The following is a 21,599-nucleotide window of genomic DNA, read 5'->3' on the forward strand; positions in this document are numbered from 1 at the left end:
TCCACTTGAATGGGGGAACGCGGCGGTGTACACCGCCGCGTTCCCTTTGCCCTATTGGGCGGTTTGGGCGCCGTTGAGGCGTCCTGTTCAAATTGGCTGAAGACTGTTTTAGCGCTCGGAAAGCGCCGGTTCTCCGGCATGGCTCCGACGGAAGGACGAATGCAATGAACGGCCAGAATATCCGCATCCGCCTGAAGGCGTTCGACCACCGAGTGCTCGACGCTTCCACCCGCGAGATCGTATCGACGGCAAAACGTACGGGCGCTAACGTGCGCGGGCCTATCCCGCTGCCGACGCGCATTGAGAAATTCACGGTGAACCGCTCGCCCCACATCGACAAGAAGTCGCGCGAGCAGTTCGAAATGCGGACCCACAAGCGGCTCCTCGACATCGTCGACCCGACCCCGCAGACCGTGGATGCGCTGATGAAGCTCGACCTCGCCGCTGGCGTCGACGTCGAGATCAAGCTCTGACGAGCCTAACAAGAACCGACCGGGTGTTGAGCCCCTAAGGTTCCTCTGAAGGAAGAACATATGCGTTCAGGTGTGATTGCACAGAAGGTCGGCATGACCCGCATCTATAATGATGCAGGCGAGCATGTTCCGGTCACGGTCCTGAAGATCGAAAATCTGCAGGTTGTCGGCCAGCGGACCGAAGAGAAGAACGGCTACACGGCGGTTCAGCTCGGCGTCGGTCTTGCGAAGGTCAAGAACACGTCCAAGGCCATGCGCGGCGTCTTCGCCCAGGCCTCGGTCGAGCCCAAGCGCAAGGTCGCGGAGTTCCGCGTTTCGAGCGACAACCTCATCGAGGTTGGTGCCGAGATCACGGCCGAGCACTTCGTAGCGGGTCAGCTGGTGGACGTCACCGGTACCTCGATCGGTAAGGGCTTCGCCGGCGCCATGAAGCGCCACAATTTCGGCGGTCTTCGTGCCACGCACGGTGTGTCCGTGTCGCACCGTTCGCACGGTTCGACGGGTCAGCGCCAGGATCCGGGCAAGGTCTTCAAGAACAAGAAGATGGCCGGTCACATGGGCCAGACCCGCGTGACGACCCAGAACCTCGAAGTGATCCGTACGGATGCCGACAAGGGTCTGCTCCTGATCCGTGGCGCCGTCCCCGGCTCGAAGGGCGGCTGGATCTACGTTCGCGATGCGGTCAAGGTTCCGCTTCCTGCCAACGCTCCCAAGCCCGCCGCGATCCGCCAGGCCGCGAATGCCGGCTCGGCCGCTGAAGCCGCTTCCGAGGGTACGGAATAATGGACATCAAGATCACTTCCCTTTCCGGCGGTGACGCTGGCTCGGTGACGCTCGCCGACGAGATTTTCGGTCTCGAGCCGCGCGAAGACATTCTGCAGCGCGTCGTTCGCTGGCAGCTCGCCAAGCGTCAGCAGGGCACGCACCAGTCCCTCGGTCGCGCGGAAATCGCTCGTACGGGCGCCAAGCTCTACAAGCAGAAGGGCACCGGTCGCGCTCGTCACGGTTCGGCTCGCGCTCCGCAGTTCCGCGGCGGCGGTAAGGCTCACGGTCCTGTGTCGCGTTCGCATGCTCACGACCTGCCCAAGAAGCTGCGCGCCCTCGGTCTGAAGCACGCGCTTTCGGCCAAGGCCAAGTCCGGCGGCCTGATCGTCGTTGACGACCTCGCGTCGAACGACGGAAAGACCAAGGCGATCGCCACGCAGTTCGCCGGCCTCGGCTGGACCAATGCGCTGATCATTGGCGGCTCCGAGCTCGACGTGAACTTCTCGCGTTCCGCTCGCAACCTTCCGAACATCGACGTGCTGCCGATCCAGGGCATCAACGTCTATGACATTCTTCGCCGTCAGACGCTTGTCCTGTCGAAGGCGGCCGTCGAGGCTCTCGAGGAGCGCTTCAAATGACCGATCTTCGTCATTACGACGTCATCACCAGCCCGGTGATCACCGAGAAGTCGACCTTCGTGTCGGACTTCAATCAGGTGGTCTTCAACGTTCCCGGTACCGCGACCAAGCCGCAGATCAAGGCCGCCGTCGAGGCGCTCTTCGGCGTCAAGGTGACGGCCGTCAACACGCTGGTCCGCAAGGGCAAGACCCGTCGCTTCCGTGGCCGTCTTGGCCGTTTGAGCGATCAGAAGAAGGCGATCGTGACGCTGGCCGAAGGTCAGTCCATCGACGTCTCGACCGGTCTGTGACGCCTGGCCGCGAGGAATTGAGAACATGGCACTGAAAAGCTTCAATCCGGTCACTCCGAGCCAGCGCCAGCTGGTCATCGTTGACCGCTCGGGTCTCTGGAAGGGCAAGCCGGTCAAGCAGTTGACCGAAGGGCTGCATTCCAAGGGCGGCCGCAACAACATGGGGCGCATCACGGCGCGCTATCAGGGTGGCGGTCACAAGCGCACCTACCGCATGATCGACTTCAAGCGTCGCAAGCTCGACGTCGTCGGCACGGTGGAGCGCATCGAGTACGATCCGAACCGCACCGCCTTCATCGCGCTGATCCGCTATGCGGACGGCGAGCTGGCCTACATCCTGGCCCCGCAGCGCCTCGCTGCCGGCGATCAGGTCGTGGCCGGCCTCACCGGCGTCGACGTGAAGCCCGGTAACGCGATGCCGCTGTCGGCGATGCCGGTCGGCACCATCATCCACAATGTGGAGATGAAGCCGGAGAAGGGTGGTCAGATCGCGCGCTCGGCTGGCGCCTACGCGCAGCTCGTCGGCCGCGATCAGGGCATGGCGATCCTTCGTCTGAACTCGGGCGAGCAGCGTCTCGTCTCCGGCTCGTGCTTCGCCACGGTCGGTGCCGTGTCCAATCCGGACCACGGCAACATCAATCTGGGCAAGGCCGGTCGCTCGGTCTGGCTCGGACGTCGGCCCCATGTCCGCGGTGTCGCGATGAACCCTGTCGATCACCCGCACGGTGGTGGCGAAGGCCGCACCTCGGGTGGCCGTCACCCGGTTTCGCCCTGGGGCAAGCCGACGAAGGGCAAGCGGACGCGTCAGAACAAGTCCACGGACAAGTTCATCATGCGCTCGCGCCATCAGCGCAAGAAGTAAGGGAAACACTCCATGACACGTTCCGTCTGGAAAGGTCCGTTCGTTGATGGCTACCTGCTGAAGAAGGCCGAAAAGGTCCGCTCCGGCGGTCGCAACGAAGTCATCAAGATCTGGACTCGTCGGTCCACGATCCTCCCGCAGTTCGTCGGTCTGACGTTCGGCGTGTACAACGGCAACAAGCACATCCCGGTCCTGGTCAACGAGGATATGGTCGGACACAAGTTCGGCGAATTCTCCCCGACCCGCACCTATTACGGCCACGGCGCCGACAAGAAGGCGAAGAGGAAGTAACATGGGCAAGGCCAAGGCCGAGCGTGGGCTCAAGGACAACGAGGCTCGGGCAGTTGCTCGCACCATCCGCGTCAGCCCGCAGAAGTTGAACCTGGTCGCGCAGCTGATTCGCGGCAAGAAGGTTGATCGTGCTCTCGCCGATCTCACCTTCTCGCGCAAGCGCATCGCCGAGACCGTGAAGAAGACGCTGGAAAGCGCCATCGCCAACGCCGAGAACAATCACGATCTCGACGTCGACGCTCTGGTCGTTGCCGAAGCGTTTGTCGGCAAGTCGATCACGATGAAGCGTTTCCACGCTCGTGGCCGCGGTCGGGCGAGCCGGGTGGAGAAGCCCTTCTCGCATCTGACGATCGTGGTCCGTGAAGTGGCCGAAGAGGAGGCCGCGTAATGGGTCAGAAAGTCAATCCGATCGGCCTTCGTCTCGGCATCAACCGGACCTGGGACTCGCGTTGGTTCGCCAACACGAACGAATACGGCAAGCTGCTCCATGAGGATCTTGCGATCCGCAAGTACCTCCTCAACGAGCTGAAGCAGGCGGCGGTCTCCAAGGTCGTCATCGAGCGTCCGCACAAGAAGTGCCGTGTCACGATCCACTCGGCTCGTCCGGGCATCGTGATCGGCAAGAAGGGCGCGGACATCGAAAAGCTTCGCAAGAAGCTCGGCGCGATGACCAATGCCGAAACGCACATCAACATTGTTGAAGTGCGCAAGCCCGAGACCGACGCGACGCTGGTCGCGCAGGGTATCGCGCAGCAGCTCGAGCGCCGTATCGCCTTCCGTCGCGCCATGAAGCGTGCCGTGCAGTCCGCGATGCGTCTGGGTGCCGAAGGCATCCGCATCAACTGCTCGGGTCGCCTGGGCGGCGCGGAAATCGCGCGCATGGAATGGTACCGCGAGGGCCGCGTGCCCTTGCATACCCTTCGTGCGGATGTCGATTACGGCACGGCCGAAGCCCACACCGCTTACGGCGTGTGCGGCGTCAAGGTCTGGATCTTCAAGGGCGAGATCCTCGAGCACGATCCGATGGCGTCTGAGCGTCGGGCGGTGGAAGGTGAAGCCTCGGGTGGCGGCAACAACCGTCGTCGCGAGCGCGAGCGCGATAACGCCTGATAGGCCAGCTCCGGAGTAAATGAAATGTTGCAGCCAAAGCGCACGAAGTTCCGGAAGGCGTTCAAGGGACGCATTCACGGGGCTTCCAAGGCCGGCGCGGTTCTGAGCTACGGAACCTTCGGCCTCAAGGCTCTCGAGCCGGAGCGCGTCACCGCACGCCAGATCGAAGCGGCCCGCCGCGCGATCACGCGTCAGATGAAGCGCCAGGGCCGGGTGTGGATCCGTATCTTCCCCGACCTTCCGGTCACCGCGAAGCCGACCGAAGTCCGCATGGGTAAGGGCAAGGGCGCGATCGAATATTGGGCGGCTCGCGTCGCTCCCGGTCGCATCATGTTCGAGATCGACGGCGTTGCCGAAGAGGTGGCGCGCGAAGCCCTCCGCCTCGGCGCGGCGAAGCTTCCGATCCGTACCCGTTTCATTCAGCGCATCGCCGAATAAGGGGTAGGGATCATGAAAGCCAACGATCTCGTCGCCAAGACGCAGGACGAACTGAGCGAAGAACTCGGCAAGCTGAAAAAAGAGCAGTTTAATCTGCGCTTCCAGCGTGCTACAGGCCAGCTCGAAAATACGGCTCGGGTCAAGGAAATTCGCCGCGACATCGCCCGTATCAAGACCATCGCCCGCCAGAAGGCGGATACGGCCAAGGCCTGAAGGTAAAATCTACTATGCCGAAACGCGTTTTGCAGGGGACTGTTGTCTCCGATAAGAATGACAAGACGGTCGTCGTGCTCGTGGAGCGTCGCTTCACGCATCCGCTCTTCAAGAAGACCGTTCGTCGGTCCAAGAAGTACAAGGCGCACGACGAGTCGAACCAGTACAAGATCGGCGACATGGTCTCCATCGAGGAGACCAAGCCGATCTCGAAGGACAAGACCTGGATCGTCGTTGCTGGCGAAGCAGCGGCTCGTTGAACACTTGTGCCGGGTGAAGCGCGCGATCCTGCGCTCCCCGGCCGCTCGTTATTTGAAGGCGGCCTGACATGATTCAGATGCAAACAAACCTCGATGTGGCGGACAATTCCGGCGCACGTCGTGTCATGTGCATCAAAGTGCTGGGCGGTTCCAAGCGGAAGTATGCTTCGGTCGGCGACATCATCGTCGTCTCGATCAAGGAAGCCATTCCGCGTGGCCGCGTGAAGAAGGGTGACGTGATGAAGGCGGTCGTGGTTCGCACGGCCAAGGACATCCGTCGTCCCGATGGTTCGGTGATCCGGTTCGACCGCAATGCGGCCGTCCTCATCGACAACAAGAAAGAGCCGGTCGGCACCCGTATCTTCGGACCGGTTCCCCGCGAGCTTCGCGCGCGGAACCACATGAAGATCATTTCCCTGGCACCTGAAGTGCTGTAAGGAGCCGGTTCTATGCAGAAGATCAAGAAGGGCGACAAAGTCGTCGTACTCGCCGGTAAGGACAAGGGTCGTACCGGCACCGTGACGCAGGTGATGCCGAAGGACGACCGCGCGGTCGTGTCCGGCGTCAACATGGTGAAGCGCCACCAGAAGCAGTCCGCCAGCCAGGAAGCCGGCATTGTTTCCAAGGAAGCTCCGATCCATCTCTCCAACCTTTCGGTCGCCGACCCGAAGGATGGTAAGCCGACCCGCGTTGGGTTCAAGGTCGTCGGTGAAGGTGAGAACGCCAAGAAGGTCCGTTTCGCCAAGCGTTCGGGAGAACAGATCGATGGCTGACACCCAGTACATGCCGCGCCTGAAGTCGGTTTACCGCAGCGAGATCCGCAAGCAGCTTCTCGAGGAGTTTAAGTACTCCAACGAGATGCAGGTGCCGCGTCTCGATAAGGTCGTGATCAACATGGGCGTCGGTGAAGCCACCGGCGACTCTAAGAAGCCGACCGTTGCCGCCGAAGACCTGGCCTTGATCGCCGGTCAGAAGCCGGTTATCACGCGCGCTCGCAACTCGATCGCGGGCTTCAAGGTTCGCGAGAACATGCCGATCGGCGCGAAGGTCACCCTTCGCAAAGATCGTATGTATGAATTCGTGGATCGCCTGGTTCAGATCGCGCTCCCGCGCGTTCGGGACTTCCGCGGTCTCAATCCGAAGAGCTTCGATGGTCGTGGCAATTTCGCCATGGGCATCAAGGAGCACATCGTGTTTCCCGAGATCAACTATGACAAGGTTGATCAGATGTGGGGCATGGACATCATCGTGTGTACGACGGCGCAGACCGACGAGGAAGCCCGGGCCCTTCTGAAGGCGCTCAACTTCCCGTTCCGCCAGTAACGGCAGGCGAAAGGACAAAACATGGCTAAGAAAAGCGCCATCGAGAAGAACAAGCGACGCACAAAGCTCGTCGCCAAGTTTGCGGCCAAGCGTGAGGCTCTCAAGGCTCTCACGATGAACCAGAGCGCGAGCATGGAGGAGCGGTTCCGCGCTCAGCTGCAGCTCGCCGAGTTGCCCCGCAACTCCGCCAAGGTTCGCATTCGCAATCGCTGCGAAGTTACCGGCCGCCCCCGGGCTTACTACCGTAAGCTCAAGATGAGCCGTATCGCCCTTCGTGATCTCGGCAACACGGGCCAGGTGCCCGGCGTCGTCAAGTCGAGCTGGTAAGAGGAGCAATCGATATGGCTTTGTCCGATCCTCTCGGCGATATGCTGACCCGTATCCGCAACGCGACCATGCGTAACAAGTCGACGGTCGCGACCCCGGCTTCCAAGCTGCGTGCGCGTGTGCTCGACGTTCTTAAGGAAGAGGGCTACATCCGTGGTTACACGGAAACCCGCTTCGAGAACGGTACGGCTGAGTTCACCATCGAACTCAAGTACTATGAAGGCGCTTCGGTGATCCGCGAGATCGCTCGCGTATCGAAGCCCGGTCGCCGCGTGTACGTCTCTTCGAAGACCATCCCGCACGTCGCCAACGGCCTCGGTATCTCGGTTCTGTCCACGCCCAAGGGCGTGATGGCCGACCACGCCGCCCGTGAACAGAATGTCGGTGGCGAGATCCTCTGCCGCGTCTTCTGACGCGGCATCGAGGTTTGGTTCCGACTAATCGACAGGTTCAACGATGTCTCGTATTGGTAAGAAGCCGGTCTCCGTACCGGCAGGCGTGACCGCCTCCGTGGACGGTCAGACGGTCAAGGCGAAGGGTCCGAAGGGCGAGCTGTCTTTCGTCGTCAACGAGGAAGTCCTCGTGAAGATGGAAGACGGGTCGATCAAGGTCGATCCGCGTGACGAGTCGAAGGATGCACGTTCGAAGTGGGGCATGTCCCGCACGATGATCGTGAACATCCTGTCCGGCGTGAAGGACGGCTTCGAGAAGCGTCTCGAAATCAGTGGCGTGGGTTACCGCGCGGCTATGCAGGGCAAGAATCTTCAGCTTGCCCTGGGCTTCAGCCATGACGTTCTGTATCCGGTGCCGGAAGGCATTCAGATCGTCGTTCCGAAGCCGACGGAAATCGTCATCACCGGTATCGACAAGCAGCAGGTCGGCCAGGTGGCGGCGGAGATCCGCGAGTTCCGTGGACCCGAACCCTACAAGGGCAAGGGCGTGAAGTACGCGGGCGAGAAGATCGTCCGTAAGGAAGGCAAGAAGAAGTAAGGCTCGGGAACATGGCTACCCAGAAGGAACTCCTCCGCCGCCGCGCGTCCCGCGTGCGTCGCGCGCTGAAGGCCGTTTCGAACGGCCGTCCGCGCCTTTCGATTCATCGCTCTTCGAAGCACATCTACGCGCAGGTGATCGACGACGCCGAGGGCAAGACCCTTGCGGCCGCGTCGACGCTCGACACGTCGCTGCGCTCCGACCTCAAGACCGGCGCGGACACCGCAGCGGCTGCTGCCGTCGGCAAGCTGGTCGCTGAGCGCGCCAAGCAGGCCGGCGTCACCGACGTCGTCTTCGATCGCGGTGCGTTCATCTATCACGGCCGCGTCAAGTCGCTGGCCGATGCCGCTCGCGAGGGCGGACTCAACTTCTGATCCGCATCCCGCTTCGGCGGGATCGATCTACCCTAAGCGGCGAAGCGGGGTTTTCTCGCTGCGCCGCTTATGCTTTAAGCCGGACGCCGCAGAGTCGGCATCCATTCTCAGACGCCTCCGGAAAAAAATAAGGACAGGATATGGCGCCTCGTAACGAACGCAATGACCGCGAAGAGCGGGATGACGGCTTCGTTGATAAGCTGGTTCACATCAATCGCGTCGCCAAGGTGGTGAAGGGCGGCCGTCGTTTCGGCTTCGCAGCTCTCGTCGTCGTCGGCGATCTCAAGGGCCGCGTCGGTTTCGGACATGGCAAGGCGCGCGAAGTGCCTGAGGCCATCCGCAAGGCCACCGAAGCCGCCAAGCGCGAGTTGATCTTCGTACCGCTGCGCGACGGTCGTACGCTGCATCATGACGTGCAGGGCCGCCACGGCGCCGGCAAGGTCATCCTGCGCACCGCGGAAGCGGGCACGGGCATCATTGCTGGTGGTCCGATGCGCGCGGTCTTCGAAGCCGTCGGCATGCACGACGTCGTCGCGAAGTCGCTCGGTTCCTCGAACCCCTACAACATGGTTCGCGCCACGTTCGACGCGCTCAAGGGTCAGATGCACCCGAAGGACGTCGCCGCCCGTCGTGGTATCAAGTACTCGACGCTGCAGGCTCGTCGCCGTGACGTCATGGGCGCTGGCGCGGAGGAGTGATGCGCTCGGGGCGCGATTTCGCTGCCCCAGTGTGTCCTTTCAAGGGATAGAGGAGCCAAGACATGGCTGAGAAGAACGCAGCGGGCAAGACCGTGACCGTCGAGCAGGTCGGCAGCCCCATTCGTCGTCCGAGCGAGCAGCGTGCCACGCTGATCGGCCTGGGACTTAACAAGATGCACCGCACGAGCACGCTGGAGGACACCCCTTCGGTTCGTGGCATGATCGCCAAGGTCAGCCACCTCGTTCGCGTTGTCGACGGCCAGTAAGCCGGGAGCAAGAGTAATGAAGCTTAACGAAATCGCCGATAAGGCAGGCGCGACCCATTCGCGCAAGCGTCTCGGACGCGGTATCGGCTCCGGCTCGGGCAAGACCGGCGGACGCGGTGTGAAGGGTCAGAAGGCTCGTTCGGGTGTTGCGATCAACGGGTTCGAGGGCGGTCAGATGCCTCTCTACCGTCGCCTCCCGAAGCGCGGCTTCGTGAACACCTTCGCGAAGGACTACAACATCGTGTCGCTGGCTCGCATCCAGCAGGCGATCGAAGCCGGCAAGCTGAACGCTTCGGCCACGATCGATGCCGAAGCCCTCAAGGCCGCTGGCGTCGTGCGCCGCGTCCTCGACGGCGTTCGGATCCTGTCGGACGGTGAGGTTTCGGCCAAGCTGACGATTCAGGCGGCTGGCGCCTCGAAGGCCGCGATCGAGAAGGTCGAGAAGGCCGGTGGTTCGCTGACCGTGCCGCAGAAGGTCGAAGCCGAAGCTTAAGCCTCGCGCAATCGATGACGAAAATAAGAAGCCGCCTGCCTTCGCAGGCGGTTTTTTTGTGCCGAGACGATTTTCGGTTGGAAATAGCTTGTCTTTCCCGCGGCAAAATCGTTTGAAACAAAGCAGTATGGGCGTTCCTGAATCATGTGGGTTCGGGGGAGGGGAAACCCGCGCTCGGGGGTAACCCGGAGAAATCGCACTCATGGCATCCGCTGCGGAACAACTCGCCGCAAATCTCAACTTCGCCGCCTTTTCGAAGGCCGAAGATCTCAAAAAGCGCATCTGGTTCACGCTCGGTGCCCTGCTGGTCTATCGCCTCGGGACCTATATCCCGATGCCCGGCATCGATCCGCACGCGCTGTCCCAAGCCTTTCAGCAGCAGTCGACAGGCATTCTCGGGCTTTTCAACATGTTTGCCGGCGGTGCGGTCGGCCGAATGGCGATCTTCGCGCTCGGCATTATGCCCTACATCTCGGCCTCGATCATCATTCAGCTGATGACCTCGGTCATTCCGTCGCTCGAGAACCTGAAGAAGGAGGGCGAGCAGGGCCGGAAGGTCATCAACCAGTACACGCGCTACGGCACTGTCTTGCTGGCGACCGTTCAGGCCTACGGCATAGCCGCCGGTTTGCAGTCTTCCAGCAATATCGTGACCAATCCTGGCGCGTTCTTCCTCGTGTCCAGCGTAATCACGCTGGTCGGCGGGACGATGTTCCTGATGTGGCTGGGAGAGCAGATCACTTCTCGCGGCATCGGCAACGGAATCTCGCTGATCATTTTCGCGGGGATCGCAGCCAACCTCCCGTCCGCCATGGCGAACCTTCTCGAGCTCGGCCGCACGGGCGCTCTTTCGACGGCGATCATTCTCTTGGTGATCGTGGTTGTCGTGCTCTGCATCGCCGGCGTGGTCTTCTTCGAGCGGGCCCAGCGTAAGCTTCTGATCCAGTATCCGAAGCGTCAGGTCGGCAACCGCATGTTCCAGGGCGACACGTCGCACCTCCCGCTGAAGCTCAACACCGCCGGCGTTATTCCGCCGATCTTCGCGTCTTCGCTTTTGCTACTGCCGGTGACGATCGCCAACTTCGCCGACACCAGCCGTCTTCCCGGTTGGGCGACGGGGATCGTGGCCTCGCTCGGCCATGGGCGTCCGCTCTACATGTTCCTCTATGCGGCGATGATCGCGTTCTTCGCTTTCTTCTACACCGCGATCGTGTTCAATCCGAAAGACACGGCCGACAATCTAAAGAAGCATGGCGGCTTCATTCCCGGCATCCGTCCGGGTGAGCGCACGGCTGAGTATATCGATTACGTGCTGACCCGCATCACGGTGGTCGGCGCGATCTACCTCATGGTGATCTGCCTTCTGCCGGAGATCCTGATCTCGGCGGCCGGTATTCCGTTCTATCTTGGCGGGACCTCGCTTTTGATCGTGGTTTCGGTCACCATGGACACAGTGGCGCAGGTGCAGGGGCATTTGCTCGCCCATCAATATGAAGGCCTCGTGAAGAAGGCAAAGCTGCGCGGAGGCAGACGGGGAACACGATGAGACTGATTTTGCTGGGACCTCCGGGGGCGGGGAAGGGCACACAAGCCCAACGGCTCATCGACAAGTACGGGATTCCGCAGCTCTCTACCGGAGACATGCTGCGTGAGGCCGTCGCCAAGCAGACCGAGATCGGCAAGCGCGCGCAGGCGGTCATGGATGCCGGTCAGCTTGTATCGGACGAGATCGTCATCGGGATCGTGGCAGATCGCATCGAGCAGCCCGATGCCCGTAAGGGCTTCGTGCTGGACGGCTTCCCCAGGACCTTGGCGCAGGCCGAGGCTCTGGATCAGATGCTGCAGAGCCGTAACCTGTCGATCGACGCGGTGATCGAGTTCAAGGTCGACGAGGAAAAGCTCGTCGAGCGGATCGAGAAGCGCGCTCGCGACGCAGAGGCCGCCGGCCTTCCGGTGCGCAAGGACGACAATCCGGATGTCTTCCGGCGTCGTTTGGTCGAGTTCCGGGCGTTGACGGCGGCCGTCGCGCCCTTCTACCGCGAGCGTGGTCGTTCGTTCGAGATCGACGGCATGGCTTCGATCGACGAGGTCAGCACGCAGATCGACACGATCCTCAAGCAGGCCGTCGCGGCCTGATTTCGTGTTCGCGCCGGGTCTTTCTGATCGGGTACGTTCAGACCATATTGACGAAACCGCCCCGAATCTTATAAGGGTCGGCCCAATTCGCGCATGATCGAGCGATCGGCACGCTGCCCGGCGGGGCGGCGCCGGTCGTTCGGCGTTTGAAGAGAACGGTGATGACCCGTTCGACTATGGTTCGTCGCGGCGGATCCGCGACATAAGGAGGCTCATTTGGCCCGTATTGCTGGTGTCAACATCCCGACCGGGAAGCGCGTCGTCGTCGCGCTTCAGTACATCCACGGCATCGGCCCGCGTTTCGCGGCCGAGATCATGGAAAAGGTCGGCCTTTCCGCTGAACGTCGTGTCAACGATCTGACCGACGCCGAGGTTCTGCAGATCCGTGAGATGATCGATCGCGACTACCGCGTCGAGGGCGATCTCCGTCGCGAGACCTCGATGAACATCAAGCGTCTGATGGATCTCGGTTGCTACCGTGGCCTGCGCCACCGTCGTGGCTTGCCGGTTCGCGGTCAGCGTACCCACACGAACGCCCGCACCCGCAAGGGTCCGGCGAAGCCGATCGCCGGCAAGAAGAAGTAGCGAGAATGCGCGCCGGACTTCCGGTCTGGCCGATGCATTCATGCTCCGTTTGAACGAGCGGGGCAGGTGGAGCCGCCGGTGTTACGGCGGTGTCGAGATCCAAGGATAAGAAAATGGCTAAAGAAGCACAGCGCGTCCGCCGCCGCGAACGCAAGAACATCATCTCCGGCGTGGCACATGTGAACTCGTCGTTCAACAACACGCTGATCACGATCACCGACGCGCAGGGTAATACGATCGCTTGGTCGTCCGCCGGTGCGCAGGGCTTCAAGGGCTCGCGCAAGTCCACGCCCTTCGCCGCGCAGATCGCTGCGGAAGACGCCGCCAAGAAGGCGCAGGAACACGGCATGCGCACGCTCGAAGTCGAGGTCTGCGGTCCGGGTTCGGGCCGTGAGTCGGCTCTGCGCGCGCTTCAGGCTTCGGGCTTCACCATCACGTCGATCCGCGACGTGACGCCGATCCCGCACAATGGCGTGCGTCCGCGCAAGAAGCGCCGCGTCTAACGATCCTCAGGGGTCGGGTTCTTGCCGCGTGCTCCGAAAGGGGCGCGCGGCTTTCGCCGTATGAGGGAAGCCGAATCTTCCCGCTCAGATCAGTCGCCACGATTGGATGGTGGCGATGTTACTGAAAGGCTCGCGTCATGATCGCCAGTAACTGGCAAAACCTCACCAAGCCGAACCAGGTCGTCTTCAAGAGCGGCGGCAGCCGCACGAAGGCGTCTCTCGTTGCGGAGCCGCTCGAGCGCGGTTTCGGCTTGACGCTGGGCAACGCGCTTCGCCGCGTGCTTCTGTCTTCGCTTCAGGGCGCGGCTGTCACCGCGATCCAGATCGACGGTGTTCTGCATGAGTTCTCTTCGATCGCCGGCGTGCGCGAGGATGTCACCGACATCGTCCTGAACGTGAAGGAAATCTCGATCGGGATGCAGGGCGAAGGCCCCAAGCGCATGGTCCTGCGCAAGTCCGGTCCGGGCGTCGTGACTGCTGGTGACATCCAGACGGTGGGCGACATCGAGATCCTGAACCCCGAGCATGAAATCTGCACGCTCGACGAGGGTGCCGAAATCCGCATGGAGTTCACGGTCAACACCGGCAAGGGCTACGTGCCGGCCGACCAGAATCGCGCCGAGGATGCGCCGATCGGCCTAATCCCGGTCGATGCGTTGTTCTCGCCGGTCAAGAAGGTGTCCTATAAGGTCGAGGCCACCCGCGAGGGCCAGGACCTGAACAAGGACAAACTCACGATGGACATCGTGACGGACGGCTCGATCACGGGCGAAGACGCCGTGGCCTATGCCGCTCGCATCCTGCAGGACCAGTTGTCGGTTTTCGTGAACTTCGAGGAGCCGCAGCGCGAAGTGCGCGGCGCCGAGGAGCAGATCGCCGAGTTGGCCTTCAACCCTGCGCTTCTCAAGAAGGTGGACGAGCTTGAGCTTTCGGTTCGTTCCGCCAACTGCCTGAAGAACGACAACATCGTCTATATCGGCGACCTGATCCAGAAGACCGAGGCGGAAATGCTCCGCACGCCGAACTTCGGACGCAAGTCGCTGAACGAGATCAAGGAAGTGCTGGCCTCGATGGGTCTGCACCTTGGTATGGAAGTGAACGCCTGGCCGCCGGAGAATATCGACGACCTGGCCAAGCGCTACGAAGATCAGTACTGATCCTCACCGAGAGGGATGACCGGCGGCGAGAGCCGCCGGCGCCGAACCGAACCCAAAAGATTCAAAGGCACATGCACCGGGATCAACCGGATTGCGAGGATGCCGACCCCGGCCAAGGCCGGACCTTCTAAACGGAGACTGATATGCGTCACGGTAAAAGCGGTCGTAAACTCAACCGCACCCACGAACACCGCAAGGCGATGTTCGCCAACATGGTCGCTTCGCTCATCGAGCACGAGCAGATCGTGACCACGCTGCCGAAAGCGAAGGACCTGCGTCCGATCGTCGAGAAGATGATCACGCTCGGCAAGCGCGGCGACCTTCATGCTCGCCGTCAGGCGATCAGCCAGGTTCGCGACGAAACCGTCATCAAGAAGCTGTTCGACACGCTGGCGCCCCGTTACTCCGAGCGTCAGGGCGGCTACACGCGCGTTCTGAAGGCCGGCTTCCGTCGTGGCGACAACGCCCCGATGGCGGTGATCGAGTTCGTGGATCGCGACGTTGACGCGCGCGGCGCCGTTGATCGCGCCCGTCTGGAAGCCGAACTGTCCAACGCTGACGCCTGATTTTTCGGGCGATCGACAGCATTTGAAAAAGGGCCCCAAGGGCCCTTTTTTTGTCTTCCGCGCTAGGATGCCGACAACCGAAAGGAGCGGACGGATATGCTGACGGGCGATACCATTCTGGTGACCGGCTGTACGGGCTTTATCGCCAAGCACATCGTGGTCGAACTGGTTCGCCGAGGTGCGAAGGTGCGCGGGACGCTTCGCGACCCGTCTCGTGCCATCCAGATACATCGTATCCTGCGCAATGAAGGATTGCCGATCGATGCCTTCTCCTCTGTCACCGCGGATCTTCGAGAGGATGCCGGGTGGGCGGACGCGGTTCGCGGTTGCCGCTTTGTCATGCACACGGCCTCACCTTTTCCCGCCTATCAGCCGCGTTCGAAATTTGCGCTCGTTCCCGCTGCGCGGGGAGGGACGGTTCGCGTGCTGGAAGGGGCCGAGAATGCGGGGGTGGAAAGGGTCGTGCTGACCTCCTCGATCGCCTCGATCTACTATGGGCACGACGAGTCTCCAGGGCATGTCTTTGGCGAAGGCGATTGGTCCCGCGTCGAAAGCGATTCGATCTCACCCTATGCCGTCTCCAAAACAGAAGCGGAGCGTGCCGCCTGGAACGTGCTGGAGGGTAGCGCGACGCAGCTTGTTGCGATCAACCCGTCGCTTGTTTTCGGGCCGCTGCTGGACGCGCGGCCTGGAACGTCCGCCTCGCTGATTCGGCTGATGATGGGAGGCCGCTTGCCGGCGTTCCCTCGCATGGGCTTTGGGGTCGTGGATGTGCGAGACGTCGCGCAGGCGCATGTGGCGGCGCTGACGGTTCCCGATGCGGCGGGGCGACGCTTTGTGCTGAACGGGGGCAACCTGACACTGTCGGACATCGTGGCCATCTTGTCGGAGACCTATCCCGATCTGGCGCGCCGCCTACCCAAACGCCAATTGCCGGATGGCTTGATTCGATTTGCGGCCCGCTTGTCCAGCCGCGTTCGCATGTTGGCCGCCGAACTGGGACCCGCCAAGCAACTGGATGCCGACCCGGCGCGGTCCGTGCTGGGCTTGTCGTTTCGCAGCCCGGAGGAGGCGGTTCGATCCCTCGCGGACTCGCTGTTTCGAGAGGGTTTGGTCAGACGATGAAGGAAGTCTGAAGACGACGCATCAAATTCGAGTTTCGCTCGGTTTTCACAAGTGAAGCTGAAATACCCGACAAATCAGCGATGTTGCAGATGCGCGATAGGCACCTTGCGCGAGCCTGTGCGATATCTGTGGCAACGGCGACACCCCCCGAAGAAGTCCTGACGAAGCGGGCAACCTTTTCCCACTCGTGGCATTTTGAAGGCAACGGGATCACCGCCTCCCGAGCGGTCGAAGCTTTACACGGAATAAACGAAAATCATGGAAAATCGCGTCAATACTCTCCCAACCGGCGGATTCTCGATGCGTCGTACTGTGCTGACTCTCCTTGGCGCGACTTTGGCTTTCGGTGTGCTCACCGCAAGCTATGCAACGGCCGAATTGCCGGAATCGGCATCCATGGCGATGGAGCGCACCATCGTCTCGCGTTGACCTGCCAGCGCGGGTGACCTCTTTAGTGAGTTGAGAAAAGGGCCGTGAGGCCCTTTTTTCTTGCGCGCTGCGTCCTGTCGGAGGAATGCCCCATATCTGCCAGATGCTGCGAGCCCGTCGCGTTGACGGTTCGCCTTTCGATTGGAGCTTTGTATGAGATCGTCCCGTCCGTTTTGGGCTGCCCTTCTTCTGTCCGTTTCGGTCATGGCGCAAGGCGCGGCCGCGCAGTCGAGGAGTGACATGCCGGTGCCGGCGCAGCCGGTGGAGCGGACGCCCAGCGTGCAGGCCGACATCAAGCTCACCTTCGCGCCCTTGGTGAAGAAGAGCGCGCCCGCGGTGGTCAATGTCTACGCGGCCAAGCGTGTGCCCCAGCGCAGCCCCTTCGCGGGCGATCCGTTCTTCGAGCAGTTCTTCGGCAACCAGTTGCGCAGGCCGCGCCTCGAATCATCGCTCGGCTCCGGTGTGATCGTCGATGCCGATGGCCTCGTGGTGACGAACAATCATGTGATCGAGGGCGCTGACGAGGTGAGGGTGGCGCTGGCGGACGGGCGCGAGTTCGATGCCAAGATTCTGCTAAAGGATCGCCGGGCCGATCTCGCGGTTCTGCGCATCGAGTCGGACAAGCCGTTTCCGGTGGTGCCGATCGCCGATTCCGACACCGCCGAAATCGGTGATCTCGTTCTCGCCATCGGCAACCCGTTCGGCATCGGGCAGACGGTCACAAGCGGCATCGTCTCGGCCGTGGCCCGAACCCATGTCGGATCCGACGATCTCGGCTATTTCATTCAGACGGACGCCGCGATCAACCCCGGCAATTCCGGCGGTGCGCTGATCGATATGAAAGGCGAACTCGTCGGCGTGAACACGGCGATCTTCTCCCGCTCGGGGGGCTCTCTCGGGATCGGATTTGCCATTCCTTCCAATATGGTGCGCGCCTTCGTGGAGGCGGCGCGCGAAGGGCGGCCGTTCCTGCGGCCCTATATCGGCGCGAGTTTCGTGCCGGTGACGGCCGACATCGCGGAAGCGATCGGCCTCGACAAGCCGGCGGGCGCGCTGGTGCAGGGTGTCGTGGACGGCGGCCCGGCTTCGGACGCAGGCTTGCGGCCGGGCGATGTGGTTCTCGCCATGGACGGGTTCTCGATCGAAGGGCCCGATTCGTTGGGATACCGCTTGGCGACCGCAGGGTTGGGGCGCAAGACCGATCTGACCGTTCGCTCGAGCGACGGTCAGACCGAGCGCGTGCGCCTTCCGCTTGAGATCGCGCCCGAAACCCCGGCGCGCGACGAGCGCACGCTGGACGGGCCGACTCCCTTTTCCGGCGCGAGCGTCGCCAATCTGTCGCCCCGCCTTGCGGACGAGTTGGAGATGTCGCAGACCAAGAACGGCGTCGTCGTCACCGAGATCGAGCCGCGCAGCCCGGCCGCGCGCCTCGGCCTCCAGCCCAAGGACATCATCCTGTCGCTCAATGGGCGTGAGGTGGCCTCTACGGCCGATCTGGAGCAGCGGGCGGCCGATGGCCGGCGCGGCTGGCGGGTGGATGTGGAGCGGGACGGCAAGGTGCTGACCCAACTCGTCCGCTAGGGCGAGAGCGGCTGACAAGGGAGGGGACGGCGCATGGCCGACCTGTTCGGAACTGCGCCGGAGCCTGCGCCTCGGCCTCGACCGTCTGACGCCGCCAAGGTGCCGCTGCGCGCGGGGCCCTTGGCCGATCGCCTGCGGCCGCAGGCCCTCTCCGAGGTGGTGGGGCAGGAGCACCTGACGGGGCCGGACGGCGTGCTGACCCGAATGCTCGGAAACGGGAGCCTTGGCTCCATCATCTTCTGGGGACCGCCCGGTACGGGCAAGACCACGGTCGCGCGGCTTCTGGCCGGCGAGGTCGGCTTCGCCTTCGAGCAGATCTCGGCGATCTTTTCCGGTGTCGCAGACCTCAAGAAAGTGTTCGAATCGGCCCGTCTGCGCCGGCAGAGCGGTCGGCAGACGCTTCTGTTCGTGGATGAGATTCACCGTTTCAACCGCGCGCAGCAGGATTCCTTCCTGCCCGTGATGGAGGATGGAACGGTGGTGCTCGTCGGCGCGACGACGGAGAACCCCTCGTTCGAGCTGAACGCGGCGCTCCTTTCGCGCGCCCGCGTGCTGACCTTCCAATCGCATGACGCAGCCAGCCTGTCGCAGCTTCTGGAGCGCGCGGAGGCAGTGGAGAATCGCCCGCTGCCGCTGGATGAGGAGGCGCGCGCCGTTCTTCTGCGCATGGCCGATGGCGATGGCCGCGCGATCCTGACGCTGGCCGAAGAGGTCTGGCGCGCAGCCAAGCCCGGCGAGACCTTGGATGCCGAGACCCTCCAGCGCATCGTCCAGCGCCGCGCCCCGGTTTATGACAAAAGTCAGGACGGACATTACAATCTGATCTCGGCCCTGCACAAATCCGTGCGCGGATCGGACCCGGACGCCGCGCTCTATTATCTCTGCCGGATGCTCGATGCGGGCGAGGACCCGCTTTATCTCGGCCGCCGTCTCGTGCGCATGGCGGTGGAAGACATCGGCCTCGCCGACCCGCGCGCCCTCATGATCGCCAATGCCGCGAAGGATGCCTACGATTATCTCGGCTCGCCCGAGGGCGAGTTGGCGCTGGCGCAGGCGACGATCTATCTCGCCAGTGCGCCGAAATCGAACGCGGTCTACACCGCCTATAAGGCCGCGATGCGGGCCGCTAAGGAAAACGGCTCGCTCCTGCCGCCGCGCCATATCCTGAACGCCCCGACCAAACTGATGAAGACGGAAGGCTACGGATCGGGCTACGCCTATGATCACGACCAGCCGGACGCCTTCTCGGGCCAGGATTACTTCCCCGAGGCACTCGGCCGCCAGAGCTTCTATCGCCCGACAGAGCGGGGCGAAGAGGCACGGATCGGCGCACGCATGGTGGAATGGGACAGGCTGCGCCGCGCGCGGCGCGACGAGGGCTGAGGGACGGGGCGCGCTCCCTCACGTCTCGCCGTCATAGCCCGCCATGCCGCTGTCCAGAAGGCGGCGAAGCTCCGTCATTCCGTTAGCGATCGTGGCGCGATCTCCAGAGGAATAGGAGATGCGGGCGCGATAATAATTATGCTCCATGCGCTCCGGCTTATATTCGTCCTCGTCGTCGATCAGGATGTCGCGCCGCGCAGCCGCCGCCTTAAACGTGCCGGAAAGCCAAGGGTCTGGAAGTTTCAGCCAGACGAAGGGCGCAAAACGATGGGTCGTGACGTCCGCACCGGCGAGTATCTCCGATACGATCCGGTGCCGGGCCTCGATCTCCGCCATGGAGCGACGCCTCAACTCTTCCGCCGTGCCCGATAGAACCAGCCGCGCGCCGGCCTCCGCCAGCACGAAGGAAATGCCGCCCGTCAGAAGGCGATGCGTGACGGTGATGCGCTGCGCGAGATGCGACGGGCAGGCCACCCAGCCGACGCGCAGCCCGGCGGCGACGCATTTCGAGAGACTGCCGACGACGAAGGTGCGGTCGGGCGCGAACTCCGCGACGAGCGGCGTCGCATCGTCCGACATGGACCCGTACAGATCGTCTTCGATCAGCCAGACGCCGTAGCGCTGCGCGATATTGGCGATCTGACGCCGCCGGTCTTCCGACAGGATCGCAAGGGTCGGGTTGTGCAGCGTCGGCATGAGGAAGGCGAGTTTGGGATGCTGCTGGGCGCAGATGCGCTCGAAATCCTCCGGTACCATGCCGCCCGAATCGATCTCGACGCCCACCGTCCGCCGCCCCGCCAGACGCGCGCTGCGAGCAATGGGACTGTAGGTCAGCTTCTCGAAGACGATCCGATCCCCCGGCGCCGACATGGCGGTGATGACCGATAGCGCGGCGGAGAAGGCTCCATGGCTGGGGACGACCGCCTCCGCGTCCGGCGCCCAGCCATTGCGCGAGAGCCACCGGGCCCCGGCCGTGCGCCAATGGGGTGGGGTCGAGCGCGAATAGCTGGCGACCTCGATCGACATGTCCCGTGCCACATCGGCGAGCGTCGCGCCGATCCGTTCGCTCTGGCCGATATCGGGCGCGGCCGTCGTGTCGAAGCGCAGCTTGCCGGACGGGGAGTCGATCGGCCGCGTTCCCGTATAGGCGAGGGCGAAACTGTCCCGCGGCGGTTGGTCTGCCGCGTGCCGCTGATCGAGCACATAGGTGCCCCGGCCGATCTCGCCGCTGACCAGCCCTCTCTCGCGCAACAGCGCATAGGCGCGTCCGACCGTCCCGACAGTGACGCCAAGGTCGAAGGCGAGATGGCGCTGAGGCGGAAGCTTGTCCCCAGGGGACAAGCGTCCATCGGCCATGGCCGCCTCGAAGGCGTCCGCCAGACGCACATAATAGGGACTGTGACCGTCCAAAGGAGAAGGGAGGAAACTTGTCATCGTCACAATTTCCTATATTGTAACCCTTTGAATGTCAATGATACGGAATGAACCCATTCAAGGTGTGCTTGGGTGGAGCTTGTACGGTGACAATTCGAGATTGGACGGGTTCAATCGTATTTCGCTCTCGCCCTCCATCCCCTCTCGAAACCGGGGAGCTTGAGACCGGACCAGACAGGAGATTAACCGGCTTGCCGCTCTGGCATCGGTTCCGGGACTGGATGCACCATCGTTGGGAGCTTCGGCGGACGCGCCGGACGCTGCTCGGCCTGACGGACGAGCAGCTTCGCGATGTCGGTTTGACGCGGCAGCAGGCCGAGACCGAGGGAGAGCGTTCGTTGCATGTCTTTTGATCTCCGCCAAAGGAAAGCCCCCGTGCGTCGTCCTACCCTTTGATTTAGAAGGGGCGGACGCCGCGCGAGGCGCGCGGCCGGAAGGTCTGGCCTGCGATGATGAATTTCCTTTTGGTTGCCGTCGGCGGCGGGCTCGGCTCGGTCCTGCGCTATGGCGCGGGTCTGGCCGCCGCGCGCTGGCTGGGGACGGCCTTTCCGTTCGGCACGCTCTTCGTCAACGTCACCGGCTCTTTCGCCATGGGCGTGCTGGTCGAATTTCTGGCGCGGCGCTATGGCGGAGCAGATGCCAATTTGCGGCTGCTGCTCGCGACGGGCGTGCTTGGCGGCTACACGACCTTCTCCAGCTTCTCGCTGGACTTCGCCACGCTGGCCGAGCGGGGGGAGCTTGCCACCGCCTTTGCCTATCTCGCTGTGACAATCCTCGTTGGTCTCGGGGCGCTGTTTGCCGGTCTGGCCTTGGCGCGGCAGGTCTTCTGAGCCGAAAAGCCGTTTTCGCACGGGCGCATATGCGCTATGGCCGAGGGAAAGCAAGAAGG

Annotated in this window: 34 protein-coding genes; 33 read left to right on the top strand and 1 reads right to left on the bottom strand. The window is 62.8% G+C overall.

The window, feature by feature from the left end; translation table 11 throughout:
• Positions 1–164 precede the first annotated feature (164 nt).
• The 31 genes from rpsJ (at position 165) to AUL28_RS15900 (ending at position 19,276) form a co-directional block, all read left to right on the top strand.
• A complete protein-coding gene (gene rpsJ, locus AUL28_RS15755; RefSeq protein ID WP_007066362.1) occupies positions 165–473 on the top strand; it encodes a 30S ribosomal protein S10 in 309 nt (102 codons plus the stop codon).
• Positions 474–533: 60 nt separating this feature from the next.
• Complete coding sequence (gene rplC / locus AUL28_RS15760; protein WP_058599901.1) at positions 534–1,256, top strand: 50S ribosomal protein L3; 723 nt, start codon at positions 534–536, stop codon at positions 1,254–1,256.
• On the top strand, positions 1,256–1,876 hold the full coding sequence (gene rplD, locus AUL28_RS15765) for a 50S ribosomal protein L4 (RefSeq protein ID WP_062222559.1): 621 nt from the start codon (positions 1,256–1,258) through the stop codon (positions 1,874–1,876). Before rplC ends, rplD begins: the two co-directional genes overlap by 1 nt.
• Positions 1,873–2,166 (top strand): 50S ribosomal protein L23, encoded by a 294-nt coding sequence (locus AUL28_RS15770; RefSeq protein WP_058599899.1) that lies wholly within the window; start codon positions 1,873–1,875, stop codon positions 2,164–2,166. The genes rplD and AUL28_RS15770 overlap by 4 nt, the downstream gene beginning before the upstream one ends.
• A 25-nt stretch (positions 2,167–2,191) precedes the next feature.
• Entirely contained in the window at positions 2,192–3,028 is an 837-nt protein-coding gene (rplB, locus tag AUL28_RS15775) for a 50S ribosomal protein L2 (protein ID WP_058599898.1), read from the top strand.
• A 12-nt stretch (positions 3,029–3,040) separates the two neighbouring features.
• The gene (gene rpsS / locus AUL28_RS15780; RefSeq protein ID WP_058599897.1) at positions 3,041–3,319 is read left to right on the top strand and encodes a 30S ribosomal protein S19; all 279 of its coding nucleotides are present in this window, start codon (positions 3,041–3,043) and stop codon (positions 3,317–3,319) included.
• Position 3,320: 1 nt separating this feature from the next.
• A complete protein-coding gene (gene rplV / locus AUL28_RS15785; RefSeq protein ID WP_058599896.1) occupies positions 3,321–3,707 on the top strand; it encodes a 50S ribosomal protein L22 in 387 nt (128 codons plus the stop codon).
• Positions 3,707–4,429 carry a 30S ribosomal protein S3 gene (gene rpsC, locus AUL28_RS15790; protein ID WP_058599895.1) on the top strand — a complete coding sequence of 241 codons (723 nt, stop codon included), beginning with the start codon at positions 3,707–3,709 and terminating at the stop codon, positions 4,427–4,429. Before rplV ends, rpsC begins: the two co-directional genes overlap by 1 nt.
• A 24-nt stretch (positions 4,430–4,453) precedes the next feature.
• On the top strand, positions 4,454–4,867 hold the full coding sequence (gene rplP, locus AUL28_RS15795) for a 50S ribosomal protein L16 (RefSeq protein WP_058599894.1): 414 nt from the start codon (positions 4,454–4,456) through the stop codon (positions 4,865–4,867).
• A 12-nt stretch (positions 4,868–4,879) separates the two neighbouring features.
• Positions 4,880–5,080 carry a 50S ribosomal protein L29 gene (gene rpmC, locus AUL28_RS15800; RefSeq protein WP_058599893.1) on the top strand — a complete coding sequence of 67 codons (201 nt, stop codon included), beginning with the start codon at positions 4,880–4,882 and terminating at the stop codon, positions 5,078–5,080.
• 14 nt (positions 5,081–5,094) lie between these two features.
• Entirely contained in the window at positions 5,095–5,340 is a 246-nt protein-coding gene (gene rpsQ, locus AUL28_RS15805) for a 30S ribosomal protein S17 (RefSeq protein WP_058599892.1), read from the top strand.
• A gap of 68 nt (positions 5,341–5,408) precedes the next feature.
• On the top strand, positions 5,409–5,777 hold the full coding sequence (gene rplN, locus AUL28_RS15810) for a 50S ribosomal protein L14 (protein ID WP_019998914.1): 369 nt from the start codon (positions 5,409–5,411) through the stop codon (positions 5,775–5,777).
• Between the two features lie 12 nt (positions 5,778–5,789).
• A complete protein-coding gene (gene rplX, locus AUL28_RS15815) occupies positions 5,790–6,113 on the top strand; it encodes a 50S ribosomal protein L24 (protein WP_058599891.1) in 324 nt (107 codons plus the stop codon).
• A complete protein-coding gene (rplE, locus tag AUL28_RS15820; RefSeq protein ID WP_058599890.1) occupies positions 6,106–6,663 on the top strand; it encodes a 50S ribosomal protein L5 in 558 nt (185 codons plus the stop codon). Before rplX ends, rplE begins: the two co-directional genes overlap by 8 nt.
• Positions 6,664–6,684: 21 nt before the next feature.
• Complete coding sequence (gene rpsN / locus AUL28_RS15825) at positions 6,685–6,990, top strand: 30S ribosomal protein S14 (RefSeq protein ID WP_058599889.1); 306 nt, start codon at positions 6,685–6,687, stop codon at positions 6,988–6,990.
• Between the two features lie 14 nt (positions 6,991–7,004).
• Complete coding sequence (gene rpsH / locus AUL28_RS15830) at positions 7,005–7,403, top strand: 30S ribosomal protein S8 (RefSeq protein ID WP_058599888.1); 399 nt, start codon at positions 7,005–7,007, stop codon at positions 7,401–7,403.
• A gap of 43 nt (positions 7,404–7,446) precedes the next feature.
• Complete coding sequence (gene rplF / locus AUL28_RS15835; RefSeq protein WP_058634244.1) at positions 7,447–7,980, top strand: 50S ribosomal protein L6; 534 nt, start codon at positions 7,447–7,449, stop codon at positions 7,978–7,980.
• A gap of 11 nt (positions 7,981–7,991) precedes the next feature.
• Positions 7,992–8,354, top strand: a complete 363-nt coding sequence (gene rplR / locus AUL28_RS15840) for a 50S ribosomal protein L18 (RefSeq protein WP_058599886.1) — start codon at positions 7,992–7,994, stop codon at positions 8,352–8,354.
• Between the two features lie 140 nt (positions 8,355–8,494).
• Complete coding sequence (gene rpsE / locus AUL28_RS15845; RefSeq protein ID WP_058599885.1) at positions 8,495–9,052, top strand: 30S ribosomal protein S5; 558 nt, start codon at positions 8,495–8,497, stop codon at positions 9,050–9,052.
• 62 nt (positions 9,053–9,114) lie between these two features.
• Positions 9,115–9,318 carry a 50S ribosomal protein L30 gene (gene rpmD, locus AUL28_RS15850; RefSeq protein WP_058599884.1) on the top strand — a complete coding sequence of 68 codons (204 nt, stop codon included), beginning with the start codon at positions 9,115–9,117 and terminating at the stop codon, positions 9,316–9,318.
• Positions 9,319–9,334: 16 nt separating this feature from the next.
• Positions 9,335–9,811: a 50S ribosomal protein L15 gene (gene rplO / locus AUL28_RS15855; RefSeq protein ID WP_058634243.1), complete on the top strand. Its 477-nt coding sequence runs from the start codon at positions 9,335–9,337 to the stop codon at positions 9,809–9,811.
• A gap of 202 nt (positions 9,812–10,013) precedes the next feature.
• On the top strand, positions 10,014–11,357 hold the full coding sequence (secY, locus tag AUL28_RS15860; RefSeq protein WP_058599882.1) for a preprotein translocase subunit SecY: 1,344 nt from the start codon (positions 10,014–10,016) through the stop codon (positions 11,355–11,357).
• A complete protein-coding gene (locus AUL28_RS15865) occupies positions 11,354–11,947 on the top strand; it encodes an adenylate kinase (RefSeq protein ID WP_058599881.1) in 594 nt (197 codons plus the stop codon). Before secY ends, AUL28_RS15865 begins: the two co-directional genes overlap by 4 nt.
• 216 nt (positions 11,948–12,163) lie before the next feature.
• Positions 12,164–12,532, top strand: coding sequence for a 30S ribosomal protein S13 (gene rpsM / locus AUL28_RS15870; RefSeq protein ID WP_058599880.1), 369 nt, complete (start codon positions 12,164–12,166; stop codon positions 12,530–12,532).
• 113 nt (positions 12,533–12,645) lie between these two features.
• On the top strand, positions 12,646–13,035 hold the full coding sequence (rpsK, locus tag AUL28_RS15875) for a 30S ribosomal protein S11 (RefSeq protein ID WP_019998927.1): 390 nt from the start codon (positions 12,646–12,648) through the stop codon (positions 13,033–13,035).
• 137 nt (positions 13,036–13,172) lie between these two features.
• Positions 13,173–14,192 (top strand): DNA-directed RNA polymerase subunit alpha, encoded by a 1,020-nt coding sequence (locus AUL28_RS15880; protein WP_058599879.1) that lies wholly within the window; start codon positions 13,173–13,175, stop codon positions 14,190–14,192.
• 143 nt (positions 14,193–14,335) lie between these two features.
• Positions 14,336–14,758 carry a 50S ribosomal protein L17 gene (gene rplQ / locus AUL28_RS15885; protein ID WP_062234400.1) on the top strand — a complete coding sequence of 141 codons (423 nt, stop codon included), beginning with the start codon at positions 14,336–14,338 and terminating at the stop codon, positions 14,756–14,758.
• A gap of 96 nt (positions 14,759–14,854) precedes the next feature.
• Positions 14,855–15,883, top strand: a complete 1,029-nt coding sequence (locus tag AUL28_RS15890; protein WP_062234406.1) for an NAD-dependent epimerase/dehydratase family protein — start codon at positions 14,855–14,857, stop codon at positions 15,881–15,883.
• A gap of 258 nt (positions 15,884–16,141) precedes the next feature.
• On the top strand, positions 16,142–16,312 hold the full coding sequence (locus AUL28_RS22740; protein WP_156418435.1) for a hypothetical protein: 171 nt from the start codon (positions 16,142–16,144) through the stop codon (positions 16,310–16,312).
• 204 nt (positions 16,313–16,516) lie between these two features.
• Positions 16,517–17,893 carry a DegQ family serine endoprotease gene (locus tag AUL28_RS15895; RefSeq protein WP_192843477.1) on the top strand — a complete coding sequence of 459 codons (1,377 nt, stop codon included), beginning with the start codon at positions 16,517–16,519 and terminating at the stop codon, positions 17,891–17,893.
• A 33-nt stretch (positions 17,894–17,926) separates the two neighbouring features.
• Positions 17,927–19,276, top strand: a complete 1,350-nt coding sequence (locus AUL28_RS15900) for a replication-associated recombination protein A (protein WP_062234410.1) — start codon at positions 17,927–17,929, stop codon at positions 19,274–19,276.
• Between the two features lie 18 nt (positions 19,277–19,294).
• Here the strand turns inward: AUL28_RS15900 and AUL28_RS15905 are convergent, their stop codons facing one another.
• Complete coding sequence (locus AUL28_RS15905; protein WP_062234416.1) at positions 19,295–20,710, bottom strand: aminotransferase-like domain-containing protein; 1,416 nt, start codon at positions 20,708–20,710, stop codon at positions 19,295–19,297.
• Between the two features lie 191 nt (positions 20,711–20,901).
• Between AUL28_RS15905 and AUL28_RS23335 the strand changes: the two genes are divergently transcribed.
• Positions 20,902–21,063 carry a DUF1127 domain-containing protein gene (locus AUL28_RS23335; RefSeq protein ID WP_244493544.1) on the top strand — a complete coding sequence of 54 codons (162 nt, stop codon included), beginning with the start codon at positions 20,902–20,904 and terminating at the stop codon, positions 21,061–21,063.
• Positions 21,064–21,159: 96 nt separating this feature from the next.
• Entirely contained in the window at positions 21,160–21,540 is a 381-nt protein-coding gene (gene crcB / locus AUL28_RS15910; RefSeq protein ID WP_062234419.1) for a fluoride efflux transporter CrcB, read from the top strand.
• The last annotated feature ends 59 nt before the right edge of the window (positions 21,541–21,599 follow it).

Source organism: Aureimonas sp. N4, assembly GCF_001463925.1.
GTDB classification, from domain to species: domain Bacteria; phylum Pseudomonadota; class Alphaproteobacteria; order Rhizobiales; family Rhizobiaceae; genus Aureimonas; species Aureimonas ureilytica_A.

What these genes read in the sequence shown, in the direction of transcription:
- secY (WP_058599882.1), top strand. Translation starts at nt 10,014, where the DNA reads ATGGCATCCGCTGCGGAACAACTCGCCGCAAATCTCAACTTCGCCGCC.
- rplV (WP_058599896.1), top strand. Translation starts at nt 3,321, where the DNA reads ATGGGCAAGGCCAAGGCCGAGCGTGGGCTCAAGGACAACGAGGCTCGG.
- rplF (WP_058634244.1), top strand. Translation starts at nt 7,447, where the DNA reads ATGTCTCGTATTGGTAAGAAGCCGGTCTCCGTACCGGCAGGCGTGACC.
- rpsQ (WP_058599892.1), top strand. Translation starts at nt 5,095, where the DNA reads ATGCCGAAACGCGTTTTGCAGGGGACTGTTGTCTCCGATAAGAATGAC.
- rpsN (WP_058599889.1), top strand. Translation starts at nt 6,685, where the DNA reads ATGGCTAAGAAAAGCGCCATCGAGAAGAACAAGCGACGCACAAAGCTC.
- rpsJ (WP_007066362.1), top strand. Translation starts at nt 165, where the DNA reads ATGAACGGCCAGAATATCCGCATCCGCCTGAAGGCGTTCGACCACCGA.
- AUL28_RS15905 (WP_062234416.1), bottom strand. Translation starts at nt 20,710, where the DNA reads ATGACAAGTTTCCTCCCTTCTCCTTTGGACGGTCACAGTCCCTATTAT.
- rpsH (WP_058599888.1), top strand. Translation starts at nt 7,005, where the DNA reads ATGGCTTTGTCCGATCCTCTCGGCGATATGCTGACCCGTATCCGCAAC.
- rplP (WP_058599894.1), top strand. Translation starts at nt 4,454, where the DNA reads ATGTTGCAGCCAAAGCGCACGAAGTTCCGGAAGGCGTTCAAGGGACGC.
- AUL28_RS15880 (WP_058599879.1), top strand. Translation starts at nt 13,173, where the DNA reads ATGATCGCCAGTAACTGGCAAAACCTCACCAAGCCGAACCAGGTCGTC.
- rplC (WP_058599901.1), top strand. Translation starts at nt 534, where the DNA reads ATGCGTTCAGGTGTGATTGCACAGAAGGTCGGCATGACCCGCATCTAT.
- AUL28_RS22740 (WP_156418435.1), top strand. Translation starts at nt 16,142, where the DNA reads ATGGAAAATCGCGTCAATACTCTCCCAACCGGCGGATTCTCGATGCGT.
- rplD (WP_062222559.1), top strand. Translation starts at nt 1,256, where the DNA reads ATGGACATCAAGATCACTTCCCTTTCCGGCGGTGACGCTGGCTCGGTG.
- rplB (WP_058599898.1), top strand. Translation starts at nt 2,192, where the DNA reads ATGGCACTGAAAAGCTTCAATCCGGTCACTCCGAGCCAGCGCCAGCTG.
- rplN (WP_019998914.1), top strand. Translation starts at nt 5,409, where the DNA reads ATGATTCAGATGCAAACAAACCTCGATGTGGCGGACAATTCCGGCGCA.
- rpsE (WP_058599885.1), top strand. Translation starts at nt 8,495, where the DNA reads ATGGCGCCTCGTAACGAACGCAATGACCGCGAAGAGCGGGATGACGGC.
- rpmC (WP_058599893.1), top strand. Translation starts at nt 4,880, where the DNA reads ATGAAAGCCAACGATCTCGTCGCCAAGACGCAGGACGAACTGAGCGAA.
- rpsS (WP_058599897.1), top strand. Translation starts at nt 3,041, where the DNA reads ATGACACGTTCCGTCTGGAAAGGTCCGTTCGTTGATGGCTACCTGCTG.
- crcB (WP_062234419.1), top strand. Translation starts at nt 21,160, where the DNA reads ATGATGAATTTCCTTTTGGTTGCCGTCGGCGGCGGGCTCGGCTCGGTC.
- rpmD (WP_058599884.1), top strand. Translation starts at nt 9,115, where the DNA reads ATGGCTGAGAAGAACGCAGCGGGCAAGACCGTGACCGTCGAGCAGGTC.
- rplX (WP_058599891.1), top strand. Translation starts at nt 5,790, where the DNA reads ATGCAGAAGATCAAGAAGGGCGACAAAGTCGTCGTACTCGCCGGTAAG.
- AUL28_RS15900 (WP_062234410.1), top strand. Translation starts at nt 17,927, where the DNA reads ATGGCCGACCTGTTCGGAACTGCGCCGGAGCCTGCGCCTCGGCCTCGA.
- AUL28_RS15895 (WP_192843477.1), top strand. Translation starts at nt 16,517, where the DNA reads ATGGCGCAAGGCGCGGCCGCGCAGTCGAGGAGTGACATGCCGGTGCCG.
- AUL28_RS15865 (WP_058599881.1), top strand. Translation starts at nt 11,354, where the DNA reads ATGAGACTGATTTTGCTGGGACCTCCGGGGGCGGGGAAGGGCACACAA.
- rplO (WP_058634243.1), top strand. Translation starts at nt 9,335, where the DNA reads ATGAAGCTTAACGAAATCGCCGATAAGGCAGGCGCGACCCATTCGCGC.
- rpsC (WP_058599895.1), top strand. Translation starts at nt 3,707, where the DNA reads ATGGGTCAGAAAGTCAATCCGATCGGCCTTCGTCTCGGCATCAACCGG.
- rplQ (WP_062234400.1), top strand. Translation starts at nt 14,336, where the DNA reads ATGCGTCACGGTAAAAGCGGTCGTAAACTCAACCGCACCCACGAACAC.
- AUL28_RS15770 (WP_058599899.1), top strand. Translation starts at nt 1,873, where the DNA reads ATGACCGATCTTCGTCATTACGACGTCATCACCAGCCCGGTGATCACC.
- rplE (WP_058599890.1), top strand. Translation starts at nt 6,106, where the DNA reads ATGGCTGACACCCAGTACATGCCGCGCCTGAAGTCGGTTTACCGCAGC.
- rpsK (WP_019998927.1), top strand. Translation starts at nt 12,646, where the DNA reads ATGGCTAAAGAAGCACAGCGCGTCCGCCGCCGCGAACGCAAGAACATC.
- rplR (WP_058599886.1), top strand. Translation starts at nt 7,992, where the DNA reads ATGGCTACCCAGAAGGAACTCCTCCGCCGCCGCGCGTCCCGCGTGCGT.
- AUL28_RS15890 (WP_062234406.1), top strand. Translation starts at nt 14,855, where the DNA reads ATGCTGACGGGCGATACCATTCTGGTGACCGGCTGTACGGGCTTTATC.